The sequence below is a fragment of the Nocardia sp. GCM10030253 genome (assembly GCF_042675075.1).
Taxonomy (GTDB): domain Bacteria; phylum Actinomycetota; class Actinomycetes; order Mycobacteriales; family Mycobacteriaceae; genus Nocardia.
Window position 1 is genome coordinate 174,514 of record NZ_JBHTDL010000008.1, and the last position, 20,213, is coordinate 194,726.

The following is a 20,213-nucleotide window of genomic DNA, read 5'->3' on the forward strand; positions in this document are numbered from 1 at the left end:
CGATCTTCAGGCCCCGACAACGAACTGTTGACCATGGTCCTCCGCCCGCCACTCGGAATCCTGAGTACCGACTACTCGAAATCCCAGTTCGAGACCTCGGGCCTGCTCGACGTTCGGTAGGTGTGGGGAACTTCGGTGTTCCCGTGGACGACAATCTTGGCGTGGAGTGCAAGGTATGCCGGACAGCGGTGTCGGCTCGGATCGATGGCGAACGTGAACCCGTTCCCGCGGCGCGGGTGGACGAGCACCTGGAGCAGTGCGCCGAGTGCTGCTCCTGGTACATCGCGGCCGTCGAGACCTCGCAGTTGCTACGCGGCGGCTTCGCATACACCCCCGATCTCACCGACGCGATCTTCGCCGCCGCCGACCTCGACCGGCTGCGGCAGTCGATCGGGTCCGCGGCGGCCGACCGGTTCGCATCGTGGCGCACCGCGCTGACCTCCTCCCGCACAGCGTGGACCCGGCTGCTGCTCGGCTTACTCGGCGCTGTGCAGTGTGGCCTCGCGATCAGTCAGGCCGCGGGCTTCGACTTCGGTATGAGCCACCAGCACGGCAGTGAAATGACCAGGCACCTGCTGAACGAGAGCACCGCATGGAGTCTCGCGATCGGCATCGGATTCATCTATTGCGCGCTGCGGCCACACGCCACCGCCGGCGTCCTGCCGGTGCTCGGTGTGCTGGTAGTGGCACTGACGGCGTTCGCCATCGGCGATCTGACCTCAGGGGTCGTACCGATCTCCCGCGTCCTCTCCCACGGTGTCCTTGTCGTCGCGCTCGTTCTGGTCGTGGTCGTGCACCGCGCCCGCCGACCCGAAGCCTCACCGCCGTCGCGCACTAGCCGCACCGTGCCCACCGAACTCGTCCTGCCGCCCGGCGCCCAGTTCGGCCGCCGCACCGGCCACCTCGGATCGACCCAAGATCCTGCCGCCTGACCGAACGGAATCATGAGTACTGACGTCGCTTTTCCGGAATCCGTCACCCGCACCGAAACCACCACCCGCATCTCGCTCGCCGTCTCCGGTATGAGCTGCGCGGCCTGCGCGACCCGGGTGGAGCGCAAGCTCAACAAGGTGACCGGGGTGACCGCCTCGGTGAACTACGCGACCGGCGTGGCGACTATCGATGCCACCGACAATGTGACGGCCGAACAACTGTGCGCCGACGTCGAATCGGCCGGTTACGGCGCGGAACCGGTTGTCGCACACACGGGCCGGGTCGATTCGGCTCCCGAAGACGCCGCCGTCGGTGATCTGTTCCGCCGCTTGGTCGTCGCGCTACTGCTGTTCTTCCCCCTGGCCGACCTGTCGGTGATGTTCGCGACCGTGCCCGCCACCCGAATCCCCGGCTGGCAGGCGATTCTGACGGTGCTGGCGTTGCCGGTGGTGGTGTGGTCGGCGGCGCCGTTCCACCGGCGTGCCTTCCATGGCGCGAAAAACCTTGCCGCGAGCATGGACACGCTGGTCTCGGTGGGTGTTATCACCGCGACGCTGTGGTCGCTGGACACCATGTTCCTGCATCAGGACCGACCGCAGCCTGCACCGGGCGGTGTGTGGGACGCGATCTGGTCCAGCGACTCCATCTACCTCGAAGTCGCCGCGGGCGTCACCGCATTCGTCCTCGCCGGTAGGTATTTCGAGGCCAAGGCCAAGCGTTCGGCGGGCAGCGCGCTGCGGGCGCTCGCCGCCCTCGGCGCCCGCGAGGTCACCGTGCTGACCCGCGGCGATCGCGAAATGCGGGTTCCGATCGACGAACTCGTCGAAGGGCAGCGGTTCGTCGTACGCCCCGGCGAGACCATCGCGACCGACGGCCTCGTGGTGTCCGGCGAATCCAGCGTCGACGCCGGCGCGATGACCGGCGAATCCATCCCGGTGGATGTGACACCCGGGATGGAGGTGATCGGCGGCACCACCGCGTTGACCGGACGGTTGATCGTGGAAGCCGCCGCGGTGGGCGCGGATACGAAGCTGTCGGGAATGATCCGGCTGGTCGAGCAGGCACAGACCGGGAAGGCACGCATGCAGCGCGTGGCCGACCGGGTGTCGTCGGTGTTCGTGCCCTTCGTTTTCGCGGTAGCCGCAAGCACCTTCGTGACCTGGCTGCTGACCGGCACGGGCACAGAAAAGGCCGCGGCAGCGGCACTGGCGGTGCTGGTCGTCGCGTGCCCGTGCGCGCTGGGGCTGGCGATTCCGACAGCATTGATGGTGGCGTCCGGACGCGGCGCGCAGCTCGGCATCTTCATCAAAGGCCATCAGGCGCTCGAGGCCACGCGGGACGTGGACACCGTGGTGCTCGACAAGACCGGCACCGTCACCAACGGCGCTATGAGCGTTGTCGCGGTGACCGTGGACAGCGCGCCGACCGCGAACGCCGCAATGACTGCGAGCGCACCGACTGTGCACGATGGGACGGCTGCGAGCGGCGCGATGACACTGGGTGGCCCCGTGTCCGTCAACGGCGCAATGACCGAATCCGACGTGCTGCGGCTGGCCGGTGCGGTCGAGGCGGCCTCCGAGCACGCCGTCGCGGCGGCCGTCACCAGGTATGCGCGGGAGCTGCTCGGCGAGCTGCCCGAGGTCGAATCCTTCACGGCACTACCAGGATTGGGCGCCCGCGGCCGCGTCGAGGGCAAGGCGGTGTCGGTCGGCCGGCCGCGGCTGCTGAACCAGCAGGGCGTGACAGTTCCCCCGTCGTTGAATCGTGTGGTGCGACAACAGCAGCGGGCTGGACGCACGGCGGTCCTCGTCGTCGTCGACGGCGTCGCATGCGCCGTGATCGCGGTGGCCGACACCGTCAAGGACTCGGCCGCGGAGGCCGTCGCCCGGCTGCATCGGCTCGGACTGCGCACCATGATGTTCACCGGCGACAACGCCTACGCCGCGCAGTCGGTTGCCGACGATATCGGCATCGATGAGGTTGTCGCCGAACTACTTCCGGAGGGCAAGGTCGAACTGATCGCCCGCCTGCAGGAACAGGGCCACCGCGTCGCCATGGTGGGCGACGGCATCAACGACGGCGCCGCCCTCGCCACCGCCGACCTAGGCATGGCGATCGGCGCGGGCACCGACGTCGCCATCGCCGCCGCCGATGTCATCCTGGTCCGCGACGACCTCGGCGCCGTAGCCGACGCCATCGAACTGGCCCACGCCACCCTGCGCACCATCAAAGGCAACCTCGTGTGGGCCTTCGGCTACAACGTGGTCGCTATCCCCGTCGCCGCCCTCGGCTACCTGAACCCCCTCATCGCCGGTGCGTCCATGGCATTTTCGTCATTCTTCGTAGTCTCCAACAGCCTCCGCCTGCGTCGAGCCCACTTTCGACACTGAAACACAGGCGCGGCAACGAGTTCCGCGACTCAGCGGCGGGAGGCGGCCAGCTTCTCCAGCATCGCGTTGTAGGCGGCTAGGTCGGAATCTCCGTACTCGTCGTCCTTGCGGTCGGTGCGTACGGCGGTGCGGCGGTCCTGCGCCATCCATTGCGACAGCAGGGCGCCGACCACGAGCAAAATCGGGACTTCGCCTGATACCCAGGCGATTGCGCCGCCTATCCGTTGGTCCGACAGCAGATCGGCGTGCCATGGTAGATCGAGTTGGTTGTAGAAACGCTCGCCGATCACCGTGTTCATCGACATCACCGCGACACCGAAGAAGGCGTGGAAAGGCATGACGGCGAACAGCATTCCCAGTCTGCCCAGATGCGGCAGTCTGCGCGGGCCTGGGTCGATGCCGATGATGCCCCAATAGAACAGGTAACCGATGATCAGGAAGTGCACGTTCATCAGCACGTGTCCCCAGTGGAATCGGATCAGGTTCTCGAACAGCGGCGTGAAATACAGCCCATAGAGCGAGACGACGAACGCGGCGATCGCCGTGGCCGGGTGGGCGACTACCGCGGTCGGGCGCGAATGCAGGATCCGCAGCACCCATTCGCGCACACCGGGAATCTCGTCTCGACCCGCCGCGGGCACGGCGCGCAGCAGCAGCGTCACCGGAGCGCCGAGCACCAGCAGTACCGGCACGAACATATTCAACGCCATGTGCGTGATCATGTGCATGCTGAACATGGCGTAGCCGTAGGAGCCGATGCCCGATGACGTCGCAATCAGCAGGGCCACACAGCCACTCACCCAGGACAGCGCACGCCAACGCGACCAGTCGTCGCCACGCCGTCGCAATCGCAGCGCGCCTGCGGCGTACACGGCGATGCCGGCGACGGCCGCGGTGCCGAGCACGATGTCGAAGCGCCACAACGTCATCAGCCGGACCACGTCCGGCCGTTGCGGCAGGTCGAACCCGATGAACACCTCTTGCGCGGTAAACGTGCGGTCGGCGAACGCGGGCGCGGGCTGGACGGCCATGGCCACCAACGCCGTCATCGCTGTCGCGGACAGCGCTGCGACGCAGGCGAATAGGAACGCTATTCGGCCCCGAACATCGCGTTTCGCCACGGCGATCTGCCACAACACCATCCCGATTCCGATCGCCAGTGCCGCCGTCAGCAGCATGAGCCGCCCGTACCCTGTCGACAGCACCATCGACCACGGCAGCAGCAACGCGGCGAGCACCAACCCACTGAACACCGCCGCCACCAGGCACAGCCACGCGATCGCCACGCAGCGCCGTATCGCGGTCTCGAGGTGGGATCCGTTGCGCCGCACATGCGCCGTGACACACCAGGCCGAACCGGGCAGTATCGACGCCGCGATCTGGAAGACGATCATCGCGCCGGTGGCGAAGTCGTGGTCGGGCCCTTCCCCCGCATTACCGACCAGCGCAGGCGGCAAGACGGCGAGGGCAGCCAACGCTGTCCATGCCGCCAAACCGGTCCAGGACAATGTCAATCGAGTGGCAAGGGTCAAGACACCGGCACACGCCGCCACGGCGATCCATGCCTTCGGTTTCTCACTCGCATCGATCAGCGCGCCGAGCGCGCCGAGCCGAAAGACCGCCGACGTCGACAAACCCGCCGCGTTGCCCGCGGTGACCGGGATCAGCAGCAACGCCGACACCAACCACACCGCGGCCGCCCGCTCGGCGACCCGGACTCCGGCATAGCCATCGACGTCGACACGACCACGCGCGGTGACGGCGGTGCAGCACACCGCGTAGACCAGGGACCCGAGCGTCGCCGCGCCCGCCAGCGCGGCCACCACTCGCAGCACCACATACCCGAGCACAGCCCCGATACCGGGGTAGGCGGTGCCCGCTTCTCGATAGGGCATATCGTCCGCGTCGAGAACCGATCCCACGACGAGAACCAGCGATACGAGCGCCGCGGCACACCAGATGAAGTGGACTGTCGAGCGCTTCACCTGCACGTTGTGTCCACCATCCCTTTGCGACGAAAGACCATGTCCTGCGTGCGAAACCGGCCCTCGTCCAGCTGTCGGATGAACTCGTGCGAAAGTTCCCACGTTCCAGTGAAATCGGGTCGATGCGACGAGCGGGACAGTTCGACTCAGGTGATGCTCGCGCTCATACCGCCGGAGATCGTCACGGCCTCGCCGTTGAAGTGGCGGCCTTGGTCGGACACCAGCAGCAGCACGGCCGCTGCGACCTCGGCGGGCTCGATCAGACCGCCGTTCGGTGGTCCCGAATTGAACATCTTCATGGCGTCTTCGCGGGTCGGATTCTCGATATCCGGCAAGAGGTGCCGCCACATGGCGGGGTTCTGGATCATGTCGGTGTCCACGCCCGCGGGCAGCACCGCGTTGACGGTGATCCCGTGCTCGGCCACCTCCAGCGACAGCGATTTGACCAATCCGAGCACCGCCCATTTGGCCGCCGCGTAGTGGCCCGCGGTCTTGACGCCCATCCGACCGACAATCGAGGAGGTGGCGACGACTCGACCGCACCGGCGTTCGATCATGTATGGCACTACGGCACGGAAGCTGTGGAAGACGCCGGTGAGGTTGACGTCGATCATGTCCTGCCAGGTCTGTTCGGCCATCTCCGCAATGGGCGAGTTGGACGAGATGCCCGCATTGGCGATCAGGATATCGATGCGCCCGAACTCGTCGATCGCCTGCTCGGCCACCCCGTTCATCTCGGGTTCGCTGCGCACGTCGGCCTTGATCGCCAGACAGCGGCGGCCGGCTTCGGTCACGAGTTCGGCGGTTTCGGCGAGGTCGGAGTCCGAGCTCAGCGGGTAGGGCACGCTGGCGATCGGTCCGGCGATGTCGCATACCACGATGTCGGCGCCCGCGGCGGCAAGCGCTACGGCATGAGCGCGGCCTTGGCCGCGCGCTCCACCGGTGATCACGGCTACTTTTTCGTCGAGATTCCCCATGGGTCTACCCCTTATCCGCGCGTAGTCCCGGTAAGGCCCATCCATCGTCGCACGATCGAATCGGCCCCGGCGCCAATGGCGGAAAGCGCCCATCTCGGAGATCGAAAAGGCGCATAATCCGGTCACAGGCTGGTCGGCGTTTGGGAAGGTGGCGACGGCCGTGAGCGTAACTCCGATAGAAGCTGTTCGACCGTATCCGCAGCGGGTGGGGCCGAAGGGTTCCTACCTCTGGAAGATGATCACCACCACCGATCCGAAGGTGCTCGGGGTCATGTATCTGACCACCGCGATGACCTTCTTTTTCATCGGCGGCTTGATCGCTCTGCTCATGCGCGGCGAGCTGGCGCGACCGGGTATGCAATTCCTCTCGCCGGAGCAGTTCAACCAGCTGTTCACCATGCATGGCACGATCATGCTGCTGTTCTATGCGACCCCGATCGTGTTCGGTTTCGCCAATGCCGTGCTGCCACTTCAGATCGGCGCGCCCGACGTCGCGTTCCCCCGGCTGAACGCGTTCAGCTACTGGCTGTATCTGTTCGGTGCGACCATGGCGACCGCGGGGTTCATCACCCCGGGTGGCGCCGCGGACTTCGGTTGGACCGGCTATACCCCGTTGAGCACCTTCGAGCACGCGCCCGGCGCGGGTGCGGACCTGTGGATCATGGGTCTCGCGGTGTCGGGGCTCGGCACCATCCTCGGCGGCGTCAATATGATCACCACAATCGTCTGCCTGCGCGCGCCGGGTATGACCATGTTCCGGATGCCGATCTTCACCTGGAACATTCTGGTCACCAGCATTCTCGTGCTGCTCGCGTTTCCGATTCTGACGGCGGCGTTGATGGCGCTGGCGTTCGACCGGCATCTCGGCGGACACATCTACGACACGGCCACAGGCGGAGTTCTCTTGTGGCAGCACCTGTTCTGGTTCTTCGGCCATCCCGAGGTGTACATCGTCGCGCTGCCGTTCTTCGGGATCGTCACCGAGATCTTCCCGGTGTTCAGCCGCAAGCCGCTGTTCGGATACAGCACGCTGGTGTACGCGACGATCTCGATCGGCGCACTGTCGATGGCAGTGTGGGCGCACCACATGTACGCCACCGGATCTGTGCTGCTGCCGTTCTTTTCGATGATGACCTTCCTGATCGCGGTCCCGACCGGGGTGAAGTTCTTCAACTGGATCGGCACCATGTGGCGCGGGCAGCTGACCTTCGAATCACCGATGCTGTTCTCCGTCGGCTTCCTCGTCACCTTCCTCTTCGGTGGTCTTTCCGGCGTCGTCCTGGCGTCGCCGCCACTCGACTTCCATGTCACCGACAGCTATTTCGTGGTAGCGCACTTCCACTACGTGCTGTTCGGCACCATCGTGTTCGCCACCTTCGCGGGCATCTATTTCTGGTTCCCCAAAATGACAGGAAGGATGCTCGACGAGCGGTTGGCCAAGTGGCACTTCTGGACCACGCTGATCGGGTTCCACACCACCTTCCTGGTGCAGCACTGGCTCGGCGCCCAGGGCATGCCGCGCCGGTATGTCGACTATCTGCCCAGCGATGGCTTCACCACGCTGAACATGATCTCCACGATCGGGTCGTTCATTCTCGGTGCCTCGATGCTGCCGTTCATCTGGAACGTCTTCAAGAGTTTCCGCTACGGCGAGGTCGTCACCGTCGACGATCCGTGGGGTTATGGCAACTCGCTCGAATGGGCGACCACCTGCCCGCCGCCGCGGCACAACTTCTACGAACTGCCGCGCATCCGGTCGGAGCGTCCCGCGTTCGAGCTGCACTACCCGCACATGGTCGAGCGGATGCGCGCTGAGGCGTACAGCGGCTGGGGAGCCGCCGGGCGGCACGCCACCGCACTGCAAGAGGAGAAACCCGCGCCGATCAGCGCCGACGGCGAGCCCGATGCGCCGACTCCGGACACCTCCGCGCCGGACGCCTCCGCACCGTAGCCGACCATGCTCGCTAGGGTCGTGCCGTGACAGCGCCCACCCCCCGCACCTACGACGGGCTTCCTGTCGCAGATCGCAGGGCCCAGCGACGTGCGCAGTTCCTCGCGGCGGGTCTGGAGGTATTCGGTGAGAGCGGCTATCAGGACAGTTCGATCACCGCGCTGTGCCGGACGGCGGGCCTTGCTCGCAGCCAGTTCTACGAGCACTTCCACAACCGCGAGGATCTGCTGCTCGCCGTCTTCGACATGATCCAGGAGGAAGCGAGGCAGGCGGTTGCCGAGGCCGTTGACCTTACTGAACCCGGTGACGGCGTCGGCTGGGCACAGACCACCGTGCGGGCCTATGCCGAATCGCTCGGGCGCGATCCACGCCGGGCCCGGATCTCGCAAATCGAGATCGTCGGCGTCAGCGAGCGGGTCGAACAGCACCGTATCGATCAGCGCGAGGTGTGGATGACGTTCTTCGCCGATCAGTGCAAGCGCACCCTCGGACCGGACTTCATCCCGCCGGGCGGCTACCGCGCGGCGGCGACCGGATTCGTCGGCGCGCTGAACGCCCTTGTGCACCAGTGGAGCACTGGCGACTCGCGCACCGATCTCGTGGCAGTCATCGAGGTGCTCACCCGATTCCTGACCAGCCTGACGAGCGTCAGCGAGTAGCACGACCATTCGTCGTCGCCCGAATGTTCTCCCGCACCGTGGCCAGGTCCGGATAGCCGTTGACGGCCATCAACAGGTCCGCCTCCGCCAGGATCATCCGCAACACGTGGACCAGACCGGGCACCCCGGCAAGTGCCAGGCCATAGACATACGGACGGCCGATGCCGACCATCGTGGCGCCGAGCCCCAGCGCCTTGACCACGTCCGTGCCCGATCGCACCCCGGAGTCGAAAAGCACCGGCACGCGGTCATCACAGGCCGCTACCACGGCGGGCAGTGTCTCCAGCGCGCTGAGTCCGCCATTGGCCTGCCGACCACCGTGATTCGAACAGTAGATACCGTCGACGCCCTGGTCGATGGCGCGCCGGGCATCATCGGGATGCGAGATGCCCTTGAGCACGATCGGCAGGTCGGTCAAGGACCGTAGCCACTCCAGATCCGACCAGGACAGTGGGTTACCGAAGGTCTGAATCCAGTTCAGGATGATGGTCTGCGGGTCGTCGGACCCCACCATCTTCTGGAACACCGGATCAGATGTGTAGTTCCTCAGTACGTGGCCACGCAGCTGCGGGAAGTTACCGGTCGCGAGATCGCGCGGACGCCAGCCGGGAATCCAGGTGTCCAGGGTGACCGTGATACCGCGATAGCCGGCCGCCTCGGCCCGGCTCACCAGGCTCGCGGCGAGGTCGCGATTCTTGGGTGTGTAGAGCTGGAAGAAACTGGGGGTCGCACCGGCATGCGTGACGACCTCTTCCAGCGGGTCCTCCATCAGCGTGGAGAACACCGCGGGGACACCGGTTTTCGCGGCGGCCTGTGCGACCGCGATGTCGCCGTGTTTGTCGCCGACCAGCCCGATGACGCCGACCGGGGCCATGAAGATCGGGCTGGGGAACGTGTGTCCCCACGCGGTGACCGACAGGTCGCGTTCGGTCGCGCCGACCAGCATGCGCGGCACCAGGCCCCAGTCCGCGAAAGCGTCCACGTTGCGCCGCTGCGTCAGCTCGTCGCCCGCACCACCGGCAATGTAGGAATGCAGGGACTCGGGCAGCGCGGCGGCGGCCTTTGCCTCGAGCGTGGCATAGTCGGCAGGGAACTCGGGCGGATGCCCGCCCAGCGCGCCGAAATAGATCTCGTTCTGATAATCGGCGAACGCCATCGTTGCGCCTTTCCTTCGTTCAGCTGGACGATAGGAGGGCCGAGCCTCCATTGCCGAATATTAGACGCTACTGTCCATCATCAAGGGCGGAGAAGTCGCGAACCATTCGACAACGGCGCAGCGCAAGCAGACTGTGCGATGCATCACAGTTCCGCAGGCCGACCGGCCATCCCAGGTGGTGTCCGGAACTGAAACAGATTGCGAGTACCCCGCCGTGGATCCCGACTACCTCGACAGACACAGTGACCACGACGCCGCCCTGGTTTGTCAGATCACCAGCATGCCGCTGCGCCGTCTGGTGCGCCATGCGCTCGGTCTATCGGAGGAGTCCATGGACCTGCTCACCGCGGTGACCGACCGGCTACGGACCGCCGAGGGTGCGCTGGCAGACCCCGCGACCCTAGGTGAGTGGTAGTCCCGATCGGTTCGGGACCGCCTCGATAATCGAATGCGGGCCGATCGTCGGCACAATCCGCCGCACAAGGAAGCCCGCGCGAGCGAGCAATTCGGTGTACTCCGCGCCGGTGCGCTCCCGGCCGCCGATGGCGAGCATCACCTCGATGTCCAGCCACACACTCAGATGCGCGCTGTTGCGGCGCGGGACCACACATTCGATCAGCAATAGCCGTCCGCGCGGCGCGATCGCCCTGCGCACCGAATGCAGGATTTGCAGCGCTTGTTCGTCGGGCCAGTCGTGGATGATGTGTTTGAGCACGTAGGCATCGGCGCCCGCCGGAGTGGCGTCGAAGAAGGAACCGTTCTCGATCGCGGCCCGCTCGGTGACACCGGCGCCGGTGAAGATCTTCCCGGCTTCGGCGGTGGCCGCCGTCAGGTCGTAGACGATGCCCTTGGCGCGCGGCGCCGAGCGCAGGATCGCCGCCAAGAGATATCCGCTGCCGCCGCCGACATCGACGATCCGCGCGAACCGGGAGAAGTCGTAGGCGGACAGGATCGCCCGTTCGGCCATCTGGGTCGTCACCCGCATCGCATCGTTGAAGCCGCTGGCAAGCTCGGGATTCGCGGCCATCTGATCGAATGCCTGTATCCCGTGGGCCAATTCGTGGCCGGATCGTCCGGTCGCGACGGATTCGACCAGTTGCCCGCGCGCCGCCCAGACGATCGGATGGCCCACCATCAGCAAAACCGGCCGCACCGTCCGTGGCGAGTCCGCGCGCAGCGTGTCGGCCATCGAGTTGAGCGCGAAGCAGCGGTCGGGCAGCTCGATGAACACCCCGTGACCGGCGAGCGCGCGTAGCAATCGGTAGGTGGCGTCCGGGTCGGCGCCGACTTCGGCCGCAATGCGGTCGGCCGAGCGTGGGCCGTCGACGAGCACGTCCGCGATGCCGAGCGCGGCCGCGGCGCAGAGCGCCTGCGTCATCATCCAGCCGGAGGCCAGCTCCAGAACGCCGAGCGGTGCGGGTACGACACGTTGGATGAGCCGCCGCGTCTTGCCGCGAGCCCATTCGATGGCGTGGGTAATTCGCGGGGGTGGCATGACTTTCGGCGTGTACATCGTTGTCTCCTCCGTACATCGCGGCCACCCCCGCCGGGTGCTGGATGAGGCTTCCGCGACCATGGCACCCCAGCGGCAGGCCCGGGCCAACCCCTATCACCGACCCCTATGTACCGCACATACGTCCGCATACGCATCAAACATCGCTGCCACCAACATATTTCATGGTTACTGATCGATTACCACTGGCAGATACCGTGATTTCGTCCGCATCACACCCGTGGGGAGCGCGCCATGATCATGCAGTCCACAACGGAAACCAGCCCCGGCACGATCGGACTTCCGACGGTGATCGGTGAGCATGCGGCGCATCGGCCGGACGCGGTGGCCCTTGTCTGCGGCGACCGAGTGACGAGTTATGCGACGCTGCATCGGATCTCCCGACAGGTGGCCAACGCGCTGCTGGCCGAGAAGCTGCGGCCGGGTGACCGTATCGGTTATCTCGGCCGCGACAGCGAACTGTTCTACGCACTATTGATCGCGGCGGCTGGCACCGGAATCGTTCTGGTACCGATCAATTGGCGGCTGACCGCTGCCGAGCTCACACATATTCTCGGGGATTCGGGCGCTCGACTGCTCTTTGTCGACGCGGGCAGCGCGGCCGACGCCGATGGTGCGCTGGCGCGATTGCCAGGTGAGATCACCGTGCTCGGCATGGACCGGGACGGTGTCGCCGGTGCCGGCTTCGCCGAATGGCATGCCGGACAGCCGGATTCCGCGCCGGAGTTCGAGGCATCGCGGCTGAATCCGCTGCTTCAGATGTACACCAGCGGAACGACCGGCAAGTCGAAAGGGGTCGTGGTGTCACAGCAGAGCCTGTTCGCGGTGCGTGACGTGCGGCATGGGTCGGAGATGGCATGGCTCGAGGTCCCCGAGGACGATGTGGCGCTGGTGATCATTCCCGGCTTCCACATCGCCGGGCTGGCATGGGTGGTACAGGGACTCATCGACGGTATCGTGAATGTGATCCTGCCCGAGTACACGCCCGGCCTCGCGCTGCGGGCCATCCGGAACCGCGGAGTCACGGCGCTCTACGGCGTGCCGATCATGTTGGCGCTCATCCTCATCGAGCCGGGAGTGCGCGACGAGGATTTCGCCGACCTGCGCTTGGTCGCCTACGGCGGATCGCCGATACCGGAGGACATGCTCGCCCAGTGCATGGAGCGTTTCGGCTGTGAGTTCTTGCAGTTCTACGGCATGACCGAAACCGCGACCCCGATCGCGTTTCTCCCGCCACAGGACCATTGGCTCGGCAATCCACGGCTGCGCTCGGCGGGGTTCCCGTATCGGGGCGCGCAGATCGCGGTGCTCGACAAGGCCGGAAATCGGCTGCCGCCCGGCGAAGTCGGTGAGGTGGTGGTGCACGGCCCCGCTCCGATGGTGGAGTACTGGAACCGGCCCGAGGCCACCGCGGCCACCCTCATCGATGGCTGGATCCACACGGGTGACGCTGGTTATCTGGACGCCGACGGCTACCTGTTCATCAGCGATCGCATCAAGGACATGATCATCGTGGCGGGCGAGAACGTCTATCCGGCGGAGGTAGAGAACGTGATCGTCTCGCACCCGGCGGTGCGGGAGGCCGCGGTGGTCGGCGCGCCCGACGCCCGCTGGGGCGAGACCATCCATGCTTTCGTCGCGCTCACGCCCGGCCAGTCGGTGACACCCCGTGAGCTCGCGTTGTTCCTGCGCGACAAGCTCGCCTCCTTCAAACACCCACAGCACTTCGCCATCGTCGACGCCCTGCCCCGCAATGCCAGCGGCAAGATCCTGCGCCGCGAACTGCGCGAGCAGTTCTGGCAGGGTCGCGAGCGCGCGGTGAATTGAGCCCTCCGGGTCCGACAAACCGAGCACGACCGGCATAAGGGTCCCGAACGTAGGGGTACCTCGCCGCCAGCCGGTGCTGATACACCTTGGTGAGTACCCGACAGTGGACGAACCGGGAGGCGGCACAATGGAATTCCGTGTGCTCGGCGCGCTGGACATCAGCGCCAACGGCTGCGAGATCGATCTCGGCGGGGTCACCCGCCGGGCCGTGCTCGGATATCTACTCCTACACGACAATAAGGTCGTACCGACCAGCCGGATCCGCGCTGCGCTGTGGCACGGGGATCCGCCGCCGACCGCGCGCAAGATCGTGCAGAACGCGGTGTCGGCCATCCGCAAGGTGCTCGCCGTCGAGGGCGAACCGGCATCGGAACCCGGGCTCTGCTCGACCGCGCTACTGACCCAACTGCCCGGCTACCGACTGCGCGTCGACCCGGAATCGGTCGACCTGCACCGCTTCCGCACACTGACCAGGCTCGGCCGAGCCGAATTGGACGCGGGCGCCGTCGCCCGCGGCAGGCTGCACCTTCGGGAGGCGATCGCCATGTGGTCGGGCAACGCACTCGCCGACCTGGTGGAGAACGGCATCCTGTGGAGCGAGCTCACCGCCATCGAGGACGAACGCCTCAACGCCTACGAGGACTGCTTCGACGCCGAACTCGCGTGCGGCCGACACCGAGAGATCACCCCGGAACTCGAATTGCTCACCACCACAGCACCATTGCGCGAAGGCTTCCATCGCCAGTACATGCTCGCGCTGTACCGGTCGGGCCGCCAAGGCGACGCACTCAACGTCTACCACCGCTCCCGCGCCGCGCTGGTCGACACCCTCGGCATCGAACCCGGCCGTGAGTTGCAACGCCTGCACCAACAGATCCTCGCCCAAGACTCCTCGTTGCACCCTCGCGCATTCCGTTCGCCCGCCTGACCAGCGCGCACCCTTCGATCTCCACACCTGAATCGCAGGCCACAGCGTGTGCGGTGGGGCCTACGCCGGGACCGCGGCGGGCAGTTGTGCCAGCAGCATCTCCGCGGCCTCGATGCCAGAGCGGCATGCGGCCTCGAGGGGCGCGCCGCGGAGGTAGTCGCCAGCCAATTCGAGGCCTGGAGTCGCGGCGACCTCAGCGTGCACCTTCGACAGGAACTCGCCGTGGAACGGGACATAAGCGCAGTACGCGGCGTCCCAGATGCGCTTGCACACGTTGACTCGTTCGACATGGTCGACACCGAGCAAGCCGGTGATCCGCCGTTCGGCTTCGTCGATCCACGCGTCGAGCACATCGTCGGTCGGGGTGGGACGCGCCAGGCGGCCGCTGAAGGTGTAGCGGACGATGTGCAGGTCGTTGATGCCGTATACACCGGCGTTGCTGCACGGTCCGTCGTCCAGGACGATGGCACGGACTTCCGCATCGAACACCGGGCGGTCGTACTCCACCAGCACCACCGCGGCGGGGAAATACGTGACTTCCATCAATAATTCGCTCAATGTGGGTAGGCCGGATTTGACGATCTCGGCGGTGGCGTAGGCGGGCGAAGCGAGTATCACTCCGTCGTAACGGTTTTCGATCACCGGTCCACCATTGTCGGAAATACCGAGGCCGATCACCTCGCCGTCGCCGGTGATCACCTGCTCCACCCGCGCGCCGGTACGGACGTGGACGAGCTTCGACAGCTGGTCGGTGACCGGAGCGATGCCCTCGGTGAGTTGGTCGTAGGTGTCCATGATCATCGAAAGGTTCGTGCCGAAGGTGCCGAGATACACCTCGTCTGGTTCGGCGCCGTTCATCCGAACATTCATGGGGCGGAACATATTTCGTACGATCCGGGCGCCGAAGTGCGCGCTCAGCGGCTTGTCGTCGTTGCGCGCGGCGATCCTGACGAACGCCGCCGAACCGAGGAATCGGTTCTCCTCCGCGCGGCGCACCAGAAATCCGAGATAGGCGAGTTTCAGCAGATCTGGAAGGGGGGCGAGGCGGCGCAGCCGACGCATCTTGTCCCACCCGCTCTGCTTGCTGTCCAACGTCATCAGCTTGCCGTCGAACACCCGTGAGGTATTGATGCCGAACTCCTCGTAGTCAGTCGCGCCGAGCTCCGCCAGGAACCCGCGCAGCGCACTGTATTTGCGGCCGAGGTTCTTGCCGCCGGTCATCACGGTGCGCTCGCCGAGCCGGTCCAGACCGAAACGGCCACCGATCACATCCATCTGCTCGATCAATTCGACTTCATAGCCCGCCTTGTGCAGGCGCAGCGCGGCGGCCATGCCTGCGATACCGGCGCCGACGACGGCGAGCCGACTGCCGGACGAGGTTGGGTTTTCCATCGCGGTCTCCTCAGTTCTGCGCGTCGGATGAGTGCGCTTCGGACGGATAGGTCGTGAGTTCGATTCGGCAGTCGGCGATCTGGATGCCGAACTGGCTCAGCGTCAGCTCGGCATCGGCGCCGAAATCGGGGTCGGCCTCGACCTGACAGGTGAAAGTCAGCGAGCCATCCAGCTCGGCGAACCCCGTGAAGTTCGCTTCGAATGCCGCGAGCGCGAACGGAGCACCCGCGGCCACCAGCGCCGCCTGGCGGAAGCCCTCCAGCATCAGCGGTCCTGGGACGTGATCGTAGGGGTGGTCGAAGAAGGACGGATGCCGCCGGTCGGCCACGAGCTCGAGCACCGAGCCGACCTCGGCGACAACGACATTGCGGGAGTCCCTGCGCCCCACCAGTTCCGGCGGCACCGGTACCGCAGCGCTCACATCGACCACCGGCCCGGAACGGTCGCGCCGCTGATGGGCTCGGAATTCGGCGTAAGTCTCCGGCGGGAAGGCGACACCGCTCCCCCGGACCGTCAGCGCCGTGCCCACCCCGACCGTCAAGGTGCCATCGAAGGAATGATCGGCAAGATATCCCGGGCCGCCGCCCGACCCGAGCTCGCTCCGGATCCGCACGATCCCTTCCAGCGGCGCCGTACCGGTGTTCCGCAGCGCGCTGCGGTCCTCGACCTCGGCCGTCATCCGCTGCAAACTGAACGCCGTACCCAAGGGCAGGCCCTGATAGCGATGCCCGACCACCGTCATGGCCTGGCGAATGGCTTCTACCGCCGCCAGCGGATCGTGGTAGTCGGCCAGGTGGTCCGACCAGAGCGAATGCGCGCGCGGGATCTGGATGGCCGCGAGGTATTCCCCCGGCCCCGAAGCCACGGTGTCCGCTACGAAAACCTCACCGAGGCAACGACGATGCGCGAGCGAGCACGGTACGGTCTGCTCGAAACTCAGTCCGCCCGTTCGCGGTGTGCTGGTCGGCTCCGGTGACGGCACACGCATGGAGTCTCCGATCCCCCTGGCGGGCGTGGTGAGTTTCTCCGGCATCGGCATGTCACACCGCCGACCGGGGCATCGGTCCGGCAGGCGTCGGCTCGAGCCCCGAACCACCGATTCCGGCGCTCGCCGCTATCGCGCCGGTCAGTTCGGATCCAGACAGTGCGGCGACCGGTCGCGAAACGCCGACAGGCTCGCCACCGCCGGACTCCGAGCCGGCGAGCTCGGCGTGGATCAGGGCGGCTAGCGCCCGCGGCGTGGGGTTAGCGAGGAAGGCATCGATCGGAATGGCCGTCCCGGCAATCGCGTTCAGGCGGTTGCGCAGCTCGAGCACCGACAGTGAGGTGAGACCTGCTGCGATGACACCGGTGTCGTCGTCGATCTCCCCGGCGTCGGTGCGGTCGACCAGGATCGCGGCGATCTGGGACCGCACTGCGGCGCGCACGAGAGCCGCATGCTCCGGCTCCGGTAGCGCCGCGAGTTGCGCGCGGAGCTCGGCACTGTGGTCTGGCGCATCGTTCGGCGACCCGCCGTCGACGACAGGCTCGCGTGGTTCGCTGCCGCCGTCGTGCAGCGGCGCGGCGCTCACCTCGCCGTCGCACCAATAGTGTTGGGTGCCACGCCAATACCGGCGATGCTGAAAGGCATAGGTCGGTAGATCGACCGGGCGGGCGCCGGATTCGGCGAAGACGGCTGCCCAGTCCATCGCGATACCGCGCACCCACGCACCTGCTGCCGCGCGTAAGAGGCCACGTGGTTCGAGTTCACCGTTGCCCAGCGTGGGCATCGACACACAATGGCCGTCGCCCGCGGACTCGTAGCTCATGCCGGAAAGCACGTCACCAGGGCCGATCTCGATGAACGTGTCGACCCCCGCGCCGATCAGGTAACGCATGCAGTCGTGGAAGAGCACGGCTCGGCGGGCTTGCTGGACCCAGTACACGGGGGAGCAAATCTCCGCCGCGACAACCGGTTCGCCGGTGACGTTGGACAGCAACGGAATCGACGACGGCCTCAGTTCGGCCTCGGCGACGACCGCGGCCAACTCGTCGAGCACACCGTCCAGATGCGGTGAATGAAAGGCGCGCTCGACCCGCAGCCGCCGCGTCCGTCTACCCCGTCCGCGCCATTGTTTGGCCAACGCGGCGATAGCGTCCGGATCGCCGGAGATCACTGTCGCGTTCGGGCCGTTGCTCGCGGCAACCGACAACTGCCCGTCGTATCCGGCAAGCGATTCGGTGACCTCGTCAAGCGTGGCTCGCACCGCGAGCATTGCTCCCGGGCCGAGTTGCTGCATCAGCCGACCCCTCGTCGCCACCACGGCCGCCGCGTCGGTCAGCGAGAACACGCCGCCGATATGCGCGGCGGCAAGTTCGCCGATCGAATGACCGAGCAGAAAATCCGGTGCAAGACCCCAGGATTCGAGCAGCCGATAGATCGCGACCTCGACGGCGAAGAGCGCGGGCTGGGTGTACTCGGTGCGATCCAACACTGCTTCGGTATCCGCTCCGAACACGACCGCGCGCAACGGCTTGTCGAGATGGGCGCCGAAGGCGGCGCACAACTCATCGAACGCTGCACGAAAGACCGGAAATGTCTCGTACAGCTGTCGTCCCATGCCAGCCCGCTGGCTACCCTGACCGGGAAGCAGCAGCGCAAGCTTTCGGCTGGGAGTAGCGGTCCCCACCACCACCGACCCGTCCACCGCGCCCATCGCCGCCGCCGACGCCGACGCCCGCAACGACTGATAGTCCGAGGCCAACAGCACCGCCCGGTAATCGAACACCGTGCGTGTGGTCGCCAGCGAGAACCCGATGTCCGCGACGCCGACTGTCGCAGCGGGTGCGTCGAGGCTGGGTTGATTCCCAGCGCCGCCGGTGCCGTGAATCCCGACACCACCAGCGGGCAGAGTCCCGGCACCACCGGTCGGCTGAATCCCGTTGACACCGGTGGCCGGAACCAGGTCCGGACCAATGGTGTCGAGGCGGGCCGCCTGGTCGCGCAATGCCTGTGCCGTTCGACCCGACAGTACGCAAGGGTAGAGCGGAAGCTGCTCTACCTGGCGGGAAGCGCGCTCACCCTCGGTGCCCGAGTTCGGCCCGACCTCGCCCGAATAGATCCCCATGGGGTCGTACTCGACGAGGACGTGCGCATTGGTGCCGCTGAATCCGAACGCGGAAACCCCGGCTCGTCGTGGCCGTCCCGTCTCCGGCCATGGTCGCGATTCGACTGCCACCCGGACTCCGCCGGTCGCCCAATCGATGTGCCCCGAGGGTCGATCGACGTGCAACGTCGCGGGCACTACCGCTCGCCGCATCGCCAGTACCACCTTCATCAATCCCGCTGCCCCAGCGGCGGATTGGGTGTGGCCGATATTGGACTTGACGGACCCGAGCCACACCGGCCGCTCCGGGTCGCGATGCCGGCCATAGGCGGCAAGCAGGGCGTGCGCTTCGATCGGATCACCGAGCGGTGTCCCGGTGCCATGGCCCTCGACCACGTCCACGTCGGCCGCGGACAGTTCGGAGTTTGCCAGCGCCTGCCGGATAACTCGTTGTTGCGCTTGCCCATTGGGTGCGGTCAGGCCGTTGGAGGCGCCGTCGGAGTTGATCGCGCCACCACGGATCACGGCGAGCACCTGGTGACCGTTGCGCCGAGCGTCGGAGAGTCGTTCCACCACGAACATGCCGATGCCCTCGGACCACGCGGTCCCGTCGGCCGACTGCGCATACGGTTTGCAGCGGCCGTCCGGCGCCAGCGCCCGCTGACGGGAGAAGGTGACGAACGGCGACGGCAACGGCATGGCGGTGACGCCGCCGGTGACCGCCAGCGAACACCCACCGCCGCGCAGGGCTTCGACAGCTTGCAGCAGCGCGACCAACGCTCCCGAGCACGCGGTGTCGACGGTGACGGCGGGGCCTTCCAGACCGAGCACGTAGTTGATCCGGCCGGTGGCGAGGCTGGCCTGGTTGCCGAGCACGTAGTACGAGTCGAATCCGTCCCAGTCCGGTGACCATTCCGAGTAGGTCATGTCGCTGACCGCGGCCCACACTCCGGTGTCGGTGCCGCGCAACGTGGTCGGGTCGATCCTGGCACGCTCGATCGCCTCCCACGACACCTCGAGCAGCAGCCGTTGCTGCGGGTCCATTGCCCCGGCTTCACGTTCGGACACACCGAAGAATCCGGCGTCGAAATCGGCCATGCCGTCGAGGAATCCACCGCGACCCACTGTCTGCATCCCCGGCTCGTCGTGCGCGGACGCCGGGCGCCAGCCCCGATCGGTGGGGAACTCCGACACCACGGTGCGCTCCGCGGCGATCAGCTCCCACAGTTCCTCCGGTGAGCGAACGCCACCTGGAAACCGGCAGGCCATCCCGACAATGGCAATCGGCTCGGTCTGTTCGGCTCGCAGGTCGCGCAGCCGCTGTCTGGTCTCGTGCAGTTCCCGCACGGCTCGTCGCAGGTACTCCCGTAACTGTTCGTCCTCGGCCATCACGATCCACCTCCCCTCGACTGTGGT

At 66.5% G+C, this 20,213-nt stretch carries 14 protein-coding genes; 7 read left to right on the forward strand and 7 right to left on the reverse strand.

Annotation, left to right across the window (positions count from 1 at the left end; all coding sequences use genetic code 11):
* Positions 1 to 143 precede the first annotated feature (143 nt).
* Complete coding sequence (locus ACFQZZ_RS19405; RefSeq protein WP_378682397.1) at positions 144 to 932, forward strand: zf-HC2 domain-containing protein; 789 nt, start codon at positions 144 to 146, stop codon at positions 930 to 932.
* A gap of 12 nt (positions 933 to 944) precedes the next feature.
* Positions 945 to 3,323: a heavy metal translocating P-type ATPase gene (locus tag ACFQZZ_RS19410; RefSeq protein WP_378682400.1), complete on the forward strand. Its 2,379-nt coding sequence runs from the start codon at positions 945 to 947 to the stop codon at positions 3,321 to 3,323.
* A gap of 29 nt (positions 3,324 to 3,352) precedes the next feature.
* Here the strand turns inward: ACFQZZ_RS19410 and ACFQZZ_RS19415 are convergent, their stop codons facing one another.
* Both ACFQZZ_RS19415 and ACFQZZ_RS19420 read right to left on the reverse strand, forming a co-directional pair.
* Positions 3,353 to 5,308 carry a cytochrome c oxidase assembly protein gene (locus ACFQZZ_RS19415; RefSeq protein ID WP_378682403.1) on the reverse strand — a complete coding sequence of 652 codons (1,956 nt, stop codon included), beginning with the start codon at positions 5,306 to 5,308 and terminating at the stop codon, positions 3,353 to 3,355.
* Between the two features lie 146 nt (positions 5,309 to 5,454).
* A complete protein-coding gene (locus ACFQZZ_RS19420) occupies positions 5,455 to 6,285 on the reverse strand; it encodes a mycofactocin-coupled SDR family oxidoreductase (protein WP_378682406.1) in 831 nt (276 codons plus the stop codon).
* Between the two features lie 160 nt (positions 6,286 to 6,445).
* On the opposite strand from ACFQZZ_RS19420, the gene ctaD reads away from it, so the two are divergent.
* On the forward strand, positions 6,446 to 8,236 hold the full coding sequence (ctaD, locus tag ACFQZZ_RS19425) for a cytochrome c oxidase subunit I (protein ID WP_378682408.1): 1,791 nt from the start codon (positions 6,446 to 6,448) through the stop codon (positions 8,234 to 8,236).
* Between the two features lie 26 nt (positions 8,237 to 8,262).
* Entirely contained in the window at positions 8,263 to 8,895 is a 633-nt protein-coding gene (locus ACFQZZ_RS19430) for a TetR/AcrR family transcriptional regulator (protein WP_378682411.1), read from the forward strand.
* Here ACFQZZ_RS19430 and ACFQZZ_RS19435 read toward each other — a convergent pair.
* Positions 8,885 to 10,051 (reverse strand): alpha-hydroxy-acid oxidizing protein, encoded by a 1,167-nt coding sequence (locus ACFQZZ_RS19435; protein ID WP_378682414.1) that lies wholly within the window; start codon positions 10,049 to 10,051, stop codon positions 8,885 to 8,887. The genes ACFQZZ_RS19430 and ACFQZZ_RS19435 overlap by 11 nt on opposite strands.
* A 178-nt stretch (positions 10,052 to 10,229) precedes the next feature.
* Here ACFQZZ_RS19435 and ACFQZZ_RS19440 point away from each other — a divergent pair, with 178 nt between their 5' ends.
* Positions 10,230 to 10,466, forward strand: coding sequence for a hypothetical protein (locus ACFQZZ_RS19440; protein WP_378682417.1), 237 nt, complete (start codon positions 10,230 to 10,232; stop codon positions 10,464 to 10,466).
* Here ACFQZZ_RS19440 and ACFQZZ_RS19445 read toward each other — a convergent pair.
* Positions 10,452 to 11,564 (reverse strand): methyltransferase, encoded by a 1,113-nt coding sequence (locus ACFQZZ_RS19445; RefSeq protein ID WP_378682419.1) that lies wholly within the window; start codon positions 11,562 to 11,564, stop codon positions 10,452 to 10,454. The genes ACFQZZ_RS19440 and ACFQZZ_RS19445 overlap by 15 nt on opposite strands.
* 234 nt (positions 11,565 to 11,798) lie before the next feature.
* Here ACFQZZ_RS19445 and ACFQZZ_RS19450 point away from each other — a divergent pair, with 234 nt between their 5' ends.
* Together ACFQZZ_RS19450 and ACFQZZ_RS19455 are read left to right on the forward strand one after the other, a co-directional pair.
* Positions 11,799 to 13,391 carry a long-chain-fatty-acid--CoA ligase gene (locus tag ACFQZZ_RS19450; RefSeq protein ID WP_378682422.1) on the forward strand — a complete coding sequence of 531 codons (1,593 nt, stop codon included), beginning with the start codon at positions 11,799 to 11,801 and terminating at the stop codon, positions 13,389 to 13,391.
* Positions 13,392 to 13,518: 127 nt separating this feature from the next.
* The gene (locus tag ACFQZZ_RS19455) at positions 13,519 to 14,319 is read left to right on the forward strand and encodes a BTAD domain-containing putative transcriptional regulator (RefSeq protein ID WP_378682425.1); all 801 of its coding nucleotides are present in this window, start codon (positions 13,519 to 13,521) and stop codon (positions 14,317 to 14,319) included.
* A gap of 60 nt (positions 14,320 to 14,379) precedes the next feature.
* Here ACFQZZ_RS19455 and ACFQZZ_RS19460 read toward each other — a convergent pair whose 3' ends face one another.
* The 3 genes from ACFQZZ_RS19460 to ACFQZZ_RS19470 are packed head-to-tail and all read right to left on the reverse strand — an operon-like array spanning position 14,380 to position 20,186.
* Positions 14,380 to 15,711 carry an FAD-dependent oxidoreductase gene (locus ACFQZZ_RS19460; RefSeq protein WP_378682428.1) on the reverse strand — a complete coding sequence of 444 codons (1,332 nt, stop codon included), beginning with the start codon at positions 15,709 to 15,711 and terminating at the stop codon, positions 14,380 to 14,382.
* A 10-nt stretch (positions 15,712 to 15,721) separates the two neighbouring features.
* Positions 15,722 to 16,699 carry an AfsA-related hotdog domain-containing protein gene (locus ACFQZZ_RS19465; RefSeq protein ID WP_378682431.1) on the reverse strand — a complete coding sequence of 326 codons (978 nt, stop codon included), beginning with the start codon at positions 16,697 to 16,699 and terminating at the stop codon, positions 15,722 to 15,724.
* Between the two features lie 52 nt (positions 16,700 to 16,751).
* The gene (locus ACFQZZ_RS19470) at positions 16,752 to 20,186 is read right to left on the reverse strand and encodes a type I polyketide synthase (protein WP_378682434.1); all 3,435 of its coding nucleotides are present in this window, start codon (positions 20,184 to 20,186) and stop codon (positions 16,752 to 16,754) included.
* Between the last annotated feature and the right edge of the window lie 27 nt (positions 20,187 to 20,213).